The organism is Psychroserpens jangbogonensis (genome assembly GCF_000797465.1).
Lineage (GTDB): Bacteria > Bacteroidota > Bacteroidia > Flavobacteriales > Flavobacteriaceae > Psychroserpens > Psychroserpens jangbogonensis.
The window spans coordinates 481,558-494,811 of sequence record NZ_JSWG01000009.1 but is presented as its reverse complement, the minus strand read 5'-3'; the positions used below and the strand labels follow the sequence as shown (position 1 = coordinate 494,811).

At 33.3% G+C, this 13,254-nt stretch carries 16 protein-coding genes; 8 read left to right on the top strand and 8 right to left on the bottom strand.

Going from position 1 to position 13,254, the window contains the following annotated elements:
- Nucleotides 1–30: 30 nt before the first annotated feature.
- From RH81_RS09255 to leuS, 3 genes are all read right to left on the bottom strand, one after another.
- Nucleotides 31–726, bottom strand: a complete 696-nt coding sequence (locus tag RH81_RS09255; RefSeq protein ID WP_033960297.1) for a zinc metallopeptidase — start codon at nt 724–726, stop codon at nt 31–33.
- Nucleotides 727–810: 84 nt separating this feature from the next.
- Complete coding sequence (bamE, locus tag RH81_RS09250; protein ID WP_052172489.1) at nt 811–1,152, bottom strand: outer membrane protein assembly factor BamE domain-containing protein; 342 nt, start codon at nt 1,150–1,152, stop codon at nt 811–813.
- A 1-nt stretch (nt 1,153) separates the two neighbouring features.
- Complete coding sequence (gene leuS, locus RH81_RS09245) at nt 1,154–4,006, bottom strand: leucine--tRNA ligase (RefSeq protein ID WP_033959881.1); 2,853 nt, start codon at nt 4,004–4,006, stop codon at nt 1,154–1,156.
- 122 nt (nt 4,007–4,128) lie between these two features.
- Here leuS and RH81_RS09240 point away from each other — a divergent pair, with 122 nt between their 5' ends.
- From RH81_RS09240 to RH81_RS16485, 5 genes are all read left to right on the top strand, one after another.
- The gene (locus RH81_RS09240; RefSeq protein ID WP_033959879.1) at nt 4,129–5,007 is read left to right on the top strand and encodes a cell division protein FtsX; all 879 of its coding nucleotides are present in this window, start codon (nt 4,129–4,131) and stop codon (nt 5,005–5,007) included.
- Nucleotides 5,008–5,063: 56 nt separating this feature from the next.
- Nucleotides 5,064–5,327 (top strand): DUF3098 domain-containing protein, encoded by a 264-nt coding sequence (locus tag RH81_RS09235; protein ID WP_033959878.1) that lies wholly within the window; start codon nt 5,064–5,066, stop codon nt 5,325–5,327.
- 50 nt (nt 5,328–5,377) lie between these two features.
- A complete protein-coding gene (locus RH81_RS09230) occupies nt 5,378–6,169 on the top strand; it encodes an undecaprenyl-diphosphate phosphatase (RefSeq protein WP_033959876.1) in 792 nt (263 codons plus the stop codon).
- A 4-nt stretch (nt 6,170–6,173) separates the two neighbouring features.
- Nucleotides 6,174–6,863, top strand: coding sequence for a tRNA pseudouridine(55) synthase TruB (gene truB, locus RH81_RS09225; protein ID WP_033959875.1), 690 nt, complete (start codon nt 6,174–6,176; stop codon nt 6,861–6,863).
- 98 nt (nt 6,864–6,961) lie between these two features.
- Entirely contained in the window at nt 6,962–7,717 is a 756-nt protein-coding gene (locus RH81_RS16485) for a hypothetical protein (protein WP_152604813.1), read from the top strand.
- Here RH81_RS16485 and RH81_RS09215 read toward each other — a convergent pair.
- Nucleotides 7,714–8,334 carry a thioredoxin family protein gene (locus tag RH81_RS09215; protein WP_033959874.1) on the bottom strand — a complete coding sequence of 207 codons (621 nt, stop codon included), beginning with the start codon at nt 8,332–8,334 and terminating at the stop codon, nt 7,714–7,716. The genes RH81_RS16485 and RH81_RS09215 overlap by 4 nt on opposite strands.
- Nucleotides 8,335–8,478: 144 nt before the next feature.
- On the opposite strand from RH81_RS09215, the gene RH81_RS09210 reads away from it, so the two are divergent.
- Nucleotides 8,479–9,042: a DNA-3-methyladenine glycosylase I gene (locus tag RH81_RS09210; RefSeq protein WP_033959873.1), complete on the top strand. Its 564-nt coding sequence runs from the start codon at nt 8,479–8,481 to the stop codon at nt 9,040–9,042.
- Here the strand turns inward: RH81_RS09210 and aat are convergent.
- From aat to RH81_RS09195, 3 genes are all read right to left on the bottom strand, one after another.
- Nucleotides 9,039–9,671: a leucyl/phenylalanyl-tRNA--protein transferase gene (gene aat / locus RH81_RS09205; RefSeq protein ID WP_033959872.1), complete on the bottom strand. Its 633-nt coding sequence runs from the start codon at nt 9,669–9,671 to the stop codon at nt 9,039–9,041. The genes RH81_RS09210 and aat overlap by 4 nt on opposite strands.
- Before the next feature lie 108 nt (nt 9,672–9,779).
- On the bottom strand, nt 9,780–10,151 hold the full coding sequence (locus RH81_RS09200; protein WP_033959871.1) for a DUF3127 domain-containing protein: 372 nt from the start codon (nt 10,149–10,151) through the stop codon (nt 9,780–9,782).
- 36 nt (nt 10,152–10,187) lie between these two features.
- Nucleotides 10,188–11,057, bottom strand: a complete 870-nt coding sequence (locus tag RH81_RS09195; protein ID WP_033959869.1) for a flavin reductase family protein — start codon at nt 11,055–11,057, stop codon at nt 10,188–10,190.
- A gap of 201 nt (nt 11,058–11,258) precedes the next feature.
- Here RH81_RS09195 and RH81_RS09190 point away from each other — a divergent pair, with 201 nt between their 5' ends.
- The gene (locus tag RH81_RS09190) at nt 11,259–12,413 is read left to right on the top strand and encodes a sensor histidine kinase (protein ID WP_033959867.1); all 1,155 of its coding nucleotides are present in this window, start codon (nt 11,259–11,261) and stop codon (nt 12,411–12,413) included.
- A 9-nt stretch (nt 12,414–12,422) separates the two neighbouring features.
- Entirely contained in the window at nt 12,423–12,779 is a 357-nt protein-coding gene (locus RH81_RS09185) for a hypothetical protein (RefSeq protein WP_033959866.1), read from the top strand.
- On the opposite strand, the gene RH81_RS09180 is transcribed toward RH81_RS09185, so the two are convergent.
- Nucleotides 12,780–13,169 carry an HIT family protein gene (locus tag RH81_RS09180; RefSeq protein ID WP_033959865.1) on the bottom strand — a complete coding sequence of 130 codons (390 nt, stop codon included), beginning with the start codon at nt 13,167–13,169 and terminating at the stop codon, nt 12,780–12,782.
- Between the last annotated feature and the right edge of the window lie 85 nt (nt 13,170–13,254).

Sequence of the window (13,254 nt, the reverse complement as noted above, 5' to 3'; positions counted from 1 at the left end):
GATGCTTTTTTTATTAAATCGTGATTCTGTTTAATCTCGTCCTCCAAACACTTGAAGTGCCCAATACAATAATGAAGCAAGAGCTCCAATTGCCGCAACTAAATACGTTCTTGCTGCCCATTTCAATGCGTCTTCTGAACCTTTATATTCTTCTGGAGTTACCATGTTTTTAGCTTTTAACCAAGCCAATGCTCTATTACTAGCATCGTACTCAACTGGTAATGTTATAAAACTGAATAAGGTTGCAAACGCCATAAATACCAATCCTGCAACAGATACCCAATAGCCAAATCCGACACCAGCAGCAGCTCCTAGAATTATACCTCCAATGACTAACCATTGAGACATTCCAGAAGTGACACTTACTATTGGCACTAAAGCCGATCGCATCCCTAAAGCGCTATATGCTTGTGCATGTTGAACCGCATGACCAACCTCATGAGCTGCAACTGCAGCTGACGCAGCGTTTCTTTGGTTATATACAGCCTCACTAAGGTTTACTGTTTTATTTTTTGGATTATAATGATCTGTTAACTGACCTGAAACTGAAATCACTTCAACATCACCTATACCATTATCTGCCAACATTTTTTCTGCAATTTCTCGTCCGCTCATGCCATTTCTCAATTGCAATTTAGAATATTTAGCAAACTTTCGTTTTAATTGATTACTTACTAACCAGCTCACCAAAGCTATGGCTCCAATTAGCACGTAGTATCCCATCATTCCACTCATAATTTTTATATTATAATTTATACTTTAAAGATAACAAAAAGTGAGCCACTTTTATTGTAAGAAATTTTGTCAGTATCACTCCTCGGCATAAATCACCTTACTAGCCAAATCGTCTTCAAAAATGACAACGAGTTGTTCTTCTTCAGAATCAAAAAAACTAGGAACTTCACCTAAACTATAAATTAAATGATCTTTACCTGTAAGATTAGACACTTCAGGCTCGCCCAATAAACGAATCACCTCTTGTTTTGTTTTACCAATAAGCAAATCACTTTCAATAATATCCTTTCGCATCTTGTAACGTTTTGAAGGATATACTTTCCAAGTGGTTTGGTCAAATTTGTTTTCGTAAACAGATATCAAAAGCACGCTAATTAAAGTAGCTAAGATTAATACCGCAACGGTTTTCTTAAACATATTATCCTACAATATTGACAATTTTACCAGGTACGACAATCACTTTTTTAGGTGTACGACCTTCTAACTGTGCTATGGTTTTTTCATGAGCCATAACTGCTTTTTCAATCTCTTCCTTACTCATATCTAATGGTAATTCTAGAGTAAAACGCATTTTACCATTAAATGATATTGGATAGTTTTTACTACTCTCAACCAAGTGCTTTTCTTCGAATTCAGGAAAATCAGCTGTTGCGATTGAGGTTTCATTACCAAGTCTATTCCATAGTTCTTCTGCAATGTGAGGTGCATAAGGTGAAATTACAGCTAATAAAGGTTCAAGAATTTCCTTACTTGTACATTTTTGAGCCGTTAACTCATTAACAGCAATCATAAAGGTAGATACAGAAGTATTGAACGAAAAGTTCTCTATATCTTCAACTACTTTCTTGATTGTTTTATGAAGTGTTTTTAAATTGTCTTTTGTTGGTTCTGCATCAGTAACATTTAAACCATTGTCATTAACATACAACTTCCACAATTTTTTAAGGAAACCGTGTACACCTGTAATACCAGCAGTATTCCATGGCTTAGCTTGTTCTAAAGGTCCTAAAAACATTTCGTAAAGACGCAAACTGTCTGCTCCATATTGTTTACAGATGGCATCTGGGTTAACAACGTTGTATTTAGATTTTGACATTTTTTCGACCTCGCGACCTACTTTATAAACGCCATCTTCTAATATAAATTCTGCTTCTTTGAATTCTTCTCTCCAATTTTTAAAGGCTTCAATATCCAACTCATCAGAAGCATTTACGAAAGACACATCTGAATGAATAGGTTGTACCTGTTTACCTTCAATTAATCCTTTAGACAAAAATTTATTTGTTCCTTCTTCTTTATAAACAAAAGCACTCGTCCCAAGTATCATTCCTTGGTTGATTAGCTTTTTAAAAGGCTCATCGACATTAATAAAACCTCTATCTTTCATAAACTTCACCCAAAAACGAGAGTACAATAAATGTCCTGTCGCATGTTCGCTTCCGCCAATATATAAATCAACATTTTCCCAATAGTTTAAAGCATTTTGAGTAGCAAAAGCTCCATCTCTATTAGCAACTTCTTCCATATATCTAAAGAAATACCATGAGCTTCCTGCCCAACCTGGCATCGTATTTAATTCTAATGGAAAAACAGTCGTATTGTTTACTTTATCATTTGAAACCACAGAATTACTTTCTGTAGACCAAGCCCAAACATCAGCACGACCTAAAGGTGGCTCGCCTTCTTCAGTTGGTAAATATTTTTCTATTTCTGGCAATACAATTGGTAAATGTTGTTGTTCAATCATTTGTGGTTTGCCCTTCACATAATACACAGGAAATGGTTCGCCCCAATAACGCTGACGAGAAAACACGGCATCACGTAACCTGTAATTGGTTTTCCCTTCGCCTTGATCGAGTTGTTCTAATTCGTAAATAGCACGTTTGGTTGCTTTTTTATAGTTCATTCCATTCAAGAAATCACTATTCGCAATCTTTACATTGTCCTTGGCAGCAAAGGCTTCTTCAGAAATATCAACACCTTCAAAAATATTCGGAATCTCAATATTAAAATGTTTTGCAAAGTCGTAATCCCGTTGATCGCCACAAGGTACAGACATTACTGCTCCTGTTCCGTAGCCAGCTAAAACGTAATCACCAATCCAAATAGGAATTGGTTCTTTTGAAAACGGATGCTCAGCATAGGCACCTGTGAATGCTCCCGAAATAGTTTTCACATCAGCCATTCGATCACGTTCACTTCGCTTTGCAGTAGCTTGAATATAAGCTTCAACATCTCCTTTTTGATCATCAGTAGTAATCTTTGACACCAAATCGTGTTCTGGAGCTAAAGTCATAAACGACACACCATAAATTGTATCTGGACGTGTTGTAAAAACTTCAATCACCTCAGCACTATCTTTTACTTTGAACGTCACACTTGCTCCTACCGATTTCCCAATCCAGTTGCGTTGACTTTCCTTAAGTGAATCTGTACAATCAATCGTTTCTAAACCTTGAAGTAAACGCTCTGCATAAGCAGAAATACGCATACTCCATTGCGTCATTTTCTTTCTAATCACTGGATGACTTCCTCGCTCAGATAAGCCATTAACAATTTCATCATTTGCTAATACTGTTCCTAATGCAGGACACCAGTTAACTTCAGTTTCAGCCAAATAAGTCAATCTATATTTTAATAGGACGTCTTGTTTCTTTTCCGAAGAAAAACTGTTCCATTCTTTAGCAGTAAAAGATTCAACATCATCATCACAAGCCGGATTTACACCTGAATTTCCTTCTTCTGAAAACAACTTTTCTAATTCAGAAATTGGAAATGCGCATTGATGATTTTTACAATACCAAGATTCAAACAATTGAATGAAAATCCATTGCGTCCATTTATAATATTCTGGATTACTAGTACGCACTTCTCTACTCCAATCGAATGAAAATCCGATTCTGTCTAATTGTTTTCTATAGCCTTCAATTTCATTTCCAGCCTTATCAACACCTCCTTCAATGTTCACTCTTGTCGTATCTGCTGGATGCTGACCAGTTTGAATTGCATACTGTTCTGCAGGCAAACCAAAACTATCATAACCTTGAGGATGCAATACATTAAATCCTTTATGACGCTTGTAACGTGCATAAATATCACTTGCAATATAACCTAACGGATGACCAACATGTAAGCCTGCTCCACTAGGGTAAGGGAACATATCCAATACATAATATTTAGGCTTATCGCTATTGTTTTCAGCTTTAAACGTTTGGTTTTCTGCCCAATATTTTTGCCATTTGGCTTCTATCTCGTTAAAATGATAACTCATTGTTTTTCTGCAAATTTAGACCGCAAATTTAAAGGTATTACAACACAATTAAAAGTTTAAGCGTTGTAAACATTATACAAAGGGAATTGTTTTATATTTTTACACCATCAATGCATTAACATATGAGTTCATCTTTTGACAGATATCAAAAACGAAAATTAATCACATCTTACTTTTCAGTAGTAATAAGTATTGCATTAGTACTGTTTTTATTGGGTTGTTTGGGCTTACTAGTAGTGAATGCTAAAAAAGTGGCAGATCATTTCAGAGAGCAAGTTGTTGTGACTATCTATTTGAATGATTCGGCTAAGCAAGTTGAAATTGACCAATTAGAGAATACTTTGGTCATGGCTGAATACTCAAAATCAACAGAATATGTCTCAAAAGAGCAAGCTGCAGAACTTATGAAAGCTGAAACTGGCGAAGACTTTATGGATTTTGTAGGTTATAATCCTCTCCAAAATTCGATAGATGTATATCTCAAAGCAGATTTTGTTACCAACGAAACTCTGGACGGAATAACTGAAGAATTAGCTAATAAGAAATTTATTGAAGACATCACATACGATAACGATCTTGTCGAGCTTATGAATGATAACGTCAAAAAAATTACTTTTTGGGTCTTATTGTTGAGTGCGATATTTACAGTAATTGCTGTTTTATTGATTAATAGTTCTATTAGACTGGCTGTGTATTCGAAACGATTTATTATTAAAACCATGCAAATGGTTGGAGCTACTAAAACTTTTATTAGACGACCATTTGTTTTTAAAAGTGTACAATTAGGTGTCATTGGAGCCATACTAGCCTTAATAGGAATGGGGATTGTTTTGTATTACCTCGATTTAACATTCCCAGAATTGGAATTATTACAGAATCCTGTTTTAGTCGGAAGTTTATTTGTAGGTATCTTTTTATTAGGTGTATTGATAACATGGATAAGTACTTTTATAGCAACACAACGTTTCTTAAATCTGAAAACAGATCAGTTATACTATTAATATTTAATTAAGAATTAGCACTAAAATTTCTTTTATATTTACACCATAATTTAATCATGGGAGAACAAAAACGTAAAGAGACTTCAAAAAACGAATTCATATTCGGAAAGAAAAACTATAAGTTCATGCTTATTGGTTTAGGGTTTATTGCTCTTGGTTTCATTCTAATGTCTGGAGGCGGAAGTGATGATCCCAATGTATTTGATCCTTCTATATTTAGCTGGAGACGTATTCGCTTAGCTCCTGCTGTAGTATTAATTGGTTTCGGAATTCAAGTCTATGCTATTTTATTAAATCCGAATAAAGATTCAAAATCTTAAATTTCTTTTCTTTTTAGCTTTTGGTGTATCTATTTTGATATTTTTGCCACATGGATATTATTGATTCAATTATATTAGGAATTATTCAAGGTCTAACTGAGTTTTTACCAGTGTCTTCTAGTGGTCACTTAGAATTGGGTAAAGCTATTCTTGGTGATGAATCAATCCCAAAAGAAAGCCTTTTATTTACAGTTGTCTTACATTTTGCTACAGCTCTAAGTACCATCGTCGTATTTAGAAAAGATGTCTGGTCTATCTTAAAAGGAATTCTAAAGTTTCAATGGAATGAAGATTTAGAATTTGTTTCTAAAATTGCTTTATCAATGCTTCCTGCAGTTGCGGTTGGTCTCTTTTTTGAAGAACAACTCGAGAAATTATTTGGCGGAAATATCTTGCTTGTTGGTTGTATGCTTATTGTTACAGCCATATTACTTTTTTCAGCAGACAGAGCTAAAGACACATCAAAAAAAATATCATTTAAAAATGCTTTTATTATTGGTGTTTCTCAAGCCATTGCTATGATTCCTGGTATATCGCGTTCTGGAGCAACAATTTCTACTTCAGTTTTACTTGGAAACGATAAAACAAAAGCAGCTCGTTTTTCCTTTTTAATGGTCGTTCCATTAATCTTCGGAAAAATAGCTAAAGACATTGTTGGCGGTGAATTAACATACGACAGTGGCAATTTTACCTCATTAAGTGTTGGTTTTTTAGCTGCATTTATATCAGGATTATTTGCTTGTACATGGATGATAAGTATCGTGAAGAAAAGTAAACTTATCTACTTCTCTATTTACTGTGTAATCGTTGGTATAATTGCAATAATCATCTCTTTAATTTAATCATATGCTAACTGCAGAAGACTACCAATCTGGACAAGTATTACTTATTGATAAGCCATTGACATGGACCTCTTTTCAAGCCGTAAATAAGCTTCGTTGGGAAATTAGACAAGCATTTAATATAAAAAAAATTAAAGTTGGACATGCTGGGACTCTTGATCCTTTAGCTACTGGTTTGTTAATTATTTGCACAGGTAAAATGACTAAACAAATCAATACATTTCAAGGTCAGGATAAGGAATACACTGGAATTTTTACTATTGGAGGCACAACGCCTTCTTACGATTTAGAAACTGATATCGACAAAACATTTCCAACAGAACATATCACAGAAGATCTTATTCATGAAACTACTCATCAATTTATTGGAAGTATTGAACAGTTTCCTCCTATATTTTCTGCATTAAAAAAAGACGGAAAACGCTTATACGAATTTGCTAGAGCTGGCGAAGATGTAGAGATCAAATCACGAACTGTAAGTGTTTCAGAATTTGAAATTACAAATATTGAAGGGAATCATATCAACTTTAGAATCGTTTGCAGTAAAGGCACATACATAAGATCATTGGCTTACGATTTTGGAAAAGCATTAAACTCTGGCGCACACCTTTCAGAATTAAGACGAACAAAAATTGGCGATTTCCATGTTGACAATGCCATGTCTCCTGAAGATTTTATTGCGAAATTAGCTTAAGTTTCAAAATACTATAGAGTTGCTTTTCAACGACTTTTAATCTAAATTACATATCTTAACGTATATCATATACGAACCAAAACTAAAAATTAACCTTTTTGAATTTCTTAGATAAACATAAGGCATTGCTTATTACGTTCTTAATTTCCGGAACCTTAGTTCTTGCCATGTTTAGTTTTCACATTAAAAAATCTGCAGATTTTATTTCAGAAAGTTTTTATGAAATAGAGCCACAAACAATCGAGGAGTTAAGAGCTTTGGAAGAAGAACTCAGAGCCGCAGAAGCTTCTAAATCGACTACCAACCAAGCTTTTAATGAAGACCAAGAATTCAAAGAAATGATGAAGAACTTCAAATCGATGGCTTCTAATGACTTCGAAAGAGCTACCGAAGAACAAGAAGAGGTTTCAGAAGAAACCTCAGAAACTCCAAACGATGTGATGACCTCTAATTCTAATTACAACAGTTCTAAAGCGTATGCTGTAAAAGAAAAAGAGCGACAATCATTTAATAAAGCTAAAGATATTTTGGCTATGCATTCGTCAAAGAAAACTGATGACGATAGTAAATCTAATAGAAGTAGCAGTGTGTCATTTTCCCTAAGAAATAGAGATAAAGTAAAATTACCTCCACCAGTTTATCTCTGTGAAGTGACAGGGAAGATTGTAGTTAATATTACAGTCGATAAGAATGGACAAGTCAGTGATACTTATATCAATTCGTCATCATCTTCAGACAATCAATGCTTAATTGATCATGCTCTTGAGTATGCCAAAAATGCCATTTTTTCGTCAGATACAACTACAAAAAGCCAGATTGGATCTATCACGTATTATTTTAAGGGGAAAAATTAAAGACCTATTAATGCTATTACATCATTAATAATATTTCGTCCTTTATTTTTATTGTACCAACCTTGTAAATCCTCTTTAAATTCTGGTGTCAATCCTCCATGTTCAGTTTTATAATCATTTACCATCTGAGTTGCCTCACTTGGTCTTGGTCCAAATGTATTTAAAACTTCACCAGTAGTATTATCAATCATGATTAACTTCGCAATTGCTCGTCCACCATTGGTTAAAAACTGATCCATTAAAGCTTCATTTTCATCTCTGAAAACCAATTTCAATTCGATATTCTCAGAAAGTTCAGAAAGTTTATTTAGAACAGGAATCACATGAGCTGCATCTCCACACCAACTTTCAGCAATTACAAGCCAAGTCATGTTTCCTTTAAAATTTGAAACCTTGTCTTTAACCTCTTCTGAAATTTTAATGGTCTTATCCCAACGCTTCATTCGTCTGTCATTAAGCATGGTGTAATTTGCTAATGCTTCTGTTTTTTCATTTCCCGTAGTCGAACCTTGTTCAACTAAATCACGCACCAACGTACGATAGTCTTGGTATGAAATTCCTTTCGTTAAGCTTTCGCTTATAATGTCCTTTACTGATATATGTTCCAATGTTGTCATGATATTTTATTTTTGCAATTTAGTATAAACCCAAACAATGAAAGATGACTAAAATCATATAATTAAAATCATTCCTTGTTTGGTCATAGGTTAAGACGAAATATTAAGCAAAAACTTACTATTTTTAGAGTTCAATTCAAGGTTATGGAAAAACACAGGTGTGGTTGGTGCGTTGGTAACGATTTATACGAAGCTTATCATGATGAGGAATGGGGAGTTCCTGTTTTCGATGATGCAACGCTATTTGAGTTTTTAATTCTGGAAACATTTCAGGCTGGTTTAAGTTGGATTACGGTTTTAAAAAAGCGTGAAAATTTCAGAAATGCTTTTGATAATTTCGATTATAAAAAAATCTCTAAATACAATCAGAAAAAAATAGACAGCTTGCTAGAAAATGAAGGTATAATCAGAAACAAACTTAAAGTAAATGCGACGATAACTAATGCACACGCGTTTATGAAAATTCAAGAAGAATATGGTTCATTTTCAAAATACATTTGGGATTTTGTTGATGGCAAACCAATAAAAAATAGTTTTAAAGACTACAGAAAAGCTCCTGCGAACACACCTTTAAGCGACACTTTAAGTAAAGACTTAAAAAAAAGAGGCTTTAAATTTGTAGGCTCTACAGTAATTTATGCTCATATGCAGGCCACAGGAATGATTAATGATCATGAAGTAAATTGTTTTAGATATAATGAAGTTTAGTCTAAGAACTTTAAGAATTCTTCTCTAGAGATGTCTTCTGCGCCTAAACTTTCGAGATGATTTGTATACACTTGGCAATCTATTAACTTATAGTTGGTATTTTGAATAAATGTAATAAATGCAACTTTGCTCGCATTGCTTACTTTACTAAACATACTTTCACCGCAAAACACACCATTATCTAAATCTATTCCATAAAAACCTCCCACGAGATCTTCATTCAGCCAAACTTCAACAGATTTCGCAACACCTAAGTTATGAAGTTTTACGTAAGCATCTTTCAAGTCATTGGTAATCCAAGTCCCTTTCTGACCATCTCTTTTTATTTTTGAACAGTTACTAATAATACCTTCAAAATCTTTATTTACTGTGATTTCAAAATCAGAATTTCTTAAGACTTGCTTCATGCTTTTAGAGACTTTTAATTTCTCTGGGTAAAGCACAAATCGAGGATCTGGAGACCACCATAAAATGGGTCCATCATCATCATCATCAAACCATGGAAAAATACCACTCTTGTAGGCCAAAATTAATCGTTCAGTAGACAAATCACCTCCATACGATAATAATCCTTCATTCGTGGCTTTTGAAACATCAGGAAATGCAATGTCCTTACCTAAAAACTCCATATAAAATGATACTCAATATTTATATTTTAAAATACAAAAAAAGACCTCAATAGTAATTATTGAAGCCTTAAATTTTAAAAACGTGTAATAAACGTTTAACTATTCTATTTAGAAAGGAAGATCGTCATGATCTTCTTCATTCAAGTTTGTTGCTGGCTCAAAAGCTTCAGCAGGAGCTACTGGTGGCATGTTTTCTCCAGTTGCCGCAAGATTTTCAATTCTCCAACCTTGAACAGAGTTAAAATACTTAGTTTCTCCTTGTGGATTAACCCACTCTCTTCCTCTTAGGTTGATATTAACTTTTACACCTTGACCAACTTGAAAGTTGTTTAATAAATCTGTTTTGTCTTGAACAAATTCAATCAAAATATGCTGTGGATATTGCTCCTCAGTAGTTACTACCAATTCTCTTTTTCTAAAACCATTGCTACCAAAGGTTTGCGTTTCGCTAATCATTTTAACTTTTCCTTGTACTTCCATTCTCGTAATACTTATAATTAATTTATATTATTGTTTTTATGATAATAATAGCTTCCATGCGCTATTAACATCGCCATAGCTCAAATAATTTCTCGCTATTTTATGTTTTTGTCTGTGAGACATCTCTTTTATATTTGGATAACGCTCACTAACATTATTAATAAACTCTTCTACTTCTTCTTTTGTTGGTAAAACCTCAACATTACCTAACATCCCTATATCATTTCCAGTTAAAATCATGCTGTTTTTAACTTCACTAGGCATCGCATCCACTCCAACACCTAATATTGATAATGGCTTAGGTATTTCAAAGAAGCCACTTTTTGCTCTATTGTAATAATTTCCTCCTGCTCTAGCAACTAAATCTAGTTTTTCTTGAACTATAATTTGTTTGTCATCCATTACTGAATCATCAATATGGAATTTCAACACTTCACATATTATTAGATTTCCAGCTCCTCCCTCAGTTCCTAATTCTATAATTTCATTAACTCGGCATTCAAACTGTACAGGAGATTCAGCAACTCTAAATGGTTTTACCACATCAGATTCTAACATTGTTAAACCTGACTTTTCAAACTCATTTACCCCTTTTGCGTACTCTGTACTACTCAAAGACATCTGCTGAACAATGTCGTAATTAACAACATTAATAACGACCTCTTTTGTCGCTTGAGCATTTTCTAAAGTGTGCTTAGTAGTATTATTTCGTACACGACGTGCAGGTGAAAATATTAAAATTGGAGGATTCGAACTAAAGACATTAAAATAACTAAAAGGAGATAAATTAGGATTTCCATCAGAATCAATAGTGCTTGCAAATGCTATAGGTCTTGGTGCTACTGCACTTAACAAATAACCATGCAATCTTGCTGTCGAAATACTTTTAGGATCAAAAGATGTCATCTAAATTTCTAGTTTTGTCTAATATGAATGCAAATGTAACCATAATGCTAAAGGTATGAAAATGATTTGCTTGCTCGTTAGGACAATATTATTAACAGATTTGCATTGTATATTAATAACTTTCTAAAATTAAGATTAGAACTTAAAGATTTTCCAATTACTAAATACTTTAAGTATATTTAAAATTCAAAATTATACTTGATGGCTCAAACCATAAACAGAAACTTTACACGATGGATCGTCATTGTGGCTTCCTTCATTATTATCTCACTTATTCTTTGGAATACCTATGTGTTTTTTCAACATTTTAAGGCTGAAGAACGCACAAAAATGGAAAACTGGTCGTATGCTCTTACTACTTTAATTGAATCATCCGATGATGCTGAAATAGAAGTGACCTCAAGAATTATTGAAAGTAATACGACTACACCAATGATTCTACTTGATCCTAATAACAATATAAATAGTATTAGAAATATTGATACTACAAAAGTAGCATCATCAAAACAATACTTAGAAAAATTAAAAGCCACTTTTAAAAACGAGAATACTCCAATTCCTGTTGTTATAAATGATCAACTTTTTAATACTATTTATTACGGAAATTCTCCTTTACTCAATAAACTTAAATATTACCCTTTAGCGCTTTTGTTAATTATATTCCTTTTTGCAGCAGTTGCCTATTTCTTTTATAAAAGTTCAAAAACTGCCGATCAAAATAAATTATGGACTGGAATGGCTAAAGAAACAGCACACCAAATTGGAACACCATTATCTTCGCTCGTTGGATGGACAGAAATTTTACGTTCAGAACACGTAAATCCTGATTATTTAGTAGAGATTGAAAAGGATATTACAAGATTACAAACCATTACCGATCGTTTTAGTAAAATTGGTTCTATTCCAAAGCTTGAAAAATCAGATATCGTCAAAGAAACCATAGATTCCTATGAATATTTAAAAGCACGTTCATCAAAATTAATTGATTTTGAAATCTCTACTCCTGATGAAGTTATGATGGTAGATTTAAATCAACAATTATTTAGCTGGACAATCGAAAACTTAGTTAAAAATGCCATTGATGCCATGAAAGGGAAAGGTCAATTAAATTTGGCTATTACAAGCGACGGGAAATTTGTAAACATAAAAGTTTCTGATACTGGGAAAGGTATTTCAAAACAAAATTTCAATACCATTTTTCAACCTGGATATACTAGTAAAAAACGAGGTTGGGGTTTAGGACTGTCATTGGCAAAGCGTATTATTGAAGATTACCACGATGGAAAAATAAAAGTTCTTAGCTCTGAAATTGGAAAGGGAACTACCTTGCAAATATCATTAAAACTATTGTCTTAACTTTAAGTCATGAAATTGCAACAACACTTTACTTTAAAAGAAGTACAGCTCAATAATAATTGCCCTGAATGTTATTCTAATGATGGATTAGAGCTTACGTTTAAACAGAAGTTTGTTGAAAACTTATTTTACAAAGCCATAACACAAGACACTGTGCATGAGATGCGCTGCAATACATGTGACACCGATATTTTCCCAGTTAGATGGACAGATGATATCGAACAGGTTGTAGAGTATCAAAAAAGGGCAGTTACTCCAAAACCTAAATCTTTAAAACTCAAAAAAGCAGGTTGGGTTTTCGTAATTATAGATCTATTACTATTAGTTGCCGTAATCCTCTTTTCAACTGGAATTTTATCCTTTTAATTATAACTGTGATGCGATAGTAGCTGCAATAGATTGAAACTCGTCTTTATCCAATGTAGTTTTATTAATAAATTGAGCATCTTCCATTGTATTTAAAGGTATTAAATGCACATGTGCATGCGGAACTTCTAAACCAATAACAGTCATTCCTACACGTTTACAAGGCACTGCTTTCTCAATAGCAACAGCAACTTTTCTAGAAAATTCCATAAGACCATGATAGGAAGACTCATCTAAATCGAATAGTTTATCAATTTCCTTTTTAGGGATACAAAGTGTATGACCTTTTGCATTTGGATTGATATCTAAAAATGCAAGATAATCTTCAGTTTCTGCAACTTTATAACATGGGATTTCGCCAGAAATGATTTTTGTGAAGATAGATGCCATTATTGATTTGTTTAGAGTGTATGTAAATATAAAAAGATTCCTAATGATTAGGAATCTTTTCTAATGTTTTCATATGTATGTTAGT

Bases quoted from the DNA above. Each gene is read 5' to 3' on its own strand.
- RH81_RS09255 (WP_033960297.1), bottom strand. From the start codon at position 726: ATGATGGGATACTACGTGCTAATTGGAGCCATAGCTTTGGTGAGCTGG.
- bamE (WP_052172489.1), bottom strand. From the start codon at position 1,152: ATGTTTAAGAAAACCGTTGCGGTATTAATCTTAGCTACTTTAATTAGC.
- leuS (WP_033959881.1), bottom strand. From the start codon at position 4,006: ATGAGTTATCATTTTAACGAGATAGAAGCCAAATGGCAAAAATATTGG.
- RH81_RS09240 (WP_033959879.1), top strand. From the start codon at position 4,129: ATGAGTTCATCTTTTGACAGATATCAAAAACGAAAATTAATCACATCT.
- RH81_RS09235 (WP_033959878.1), top strand. From the start codon at position 5,064: ATGGGAGAACAAAAACGTAAAGAGACTTCAAAAAACGAATTCATATTC.
- RH81_RS09230 (WP_033959876.1), top strand. From the start codon at position 5,378: ATGGATATTATTGATTCAATTATATTAGGAATTATTCAAGGTCTAACT.
- truB (WP_033959875.1), top strand. From the start codon at position 6,174: ATGCTAACTGCAGAAGACTACCAATCTGGACAAGTATTACTTATTGAT.
- RH81_RS09215 (WP_033959874.1), bottom strand. From the start codon at position 8,334: ATGACAACATTGGAACATATATCAGTAAAGGACATTATAAGCGAAAGC.
- RH81_RS09210 (WP_033959873.1), top strand. From the start codon at position 8,479: ATGGAAAAACACAGGTGTGGTTGGTGCGTTGGTAACGATTTATACGAA.
- aat (WP_033959872.1), bottom strand. From the start codon at position 9,671: ATGGAGTTTTTAGGTAAGGACATTGCATTTCCTGATGTTTCAAAAGCC.
- RH81_RS09200 (WP_033959871.1), bottom strand. From the start codon at position 10,151: ATGGAAGTACAAGGAAAAGTTAAAATGATTAGCGAAACGCAAACCTTT.
- RH81_RS09195 (WP_033959869.1), bottom strand. From the start codon at position 11,057: ATGACATCTTTTGATCCTAAAAGTATTTCGACAGCAAGATTGCATGGT.
- RH81_RS09190 (WP_033959867.1), top strand. From the start codon at position 11,259: ATGGCTCAAACCATAAACAGAAACTTTACACGATGGATCGTCATTGTG.
- RH81_RS09185 (WP_033959866.1), top strand. From the start codon at position 12,423: ATGAAATTGCAACAACACTTTACTTTAAAAGAAGTACAGCTCAATAAT.
- RH81_RS09180 (WP_033959865.1), bottom strand. From the start codon at position 13,169: ATGGCATCTATCTTCACAAAAATCATTTCTGGCGAAATCCCATGTTAT.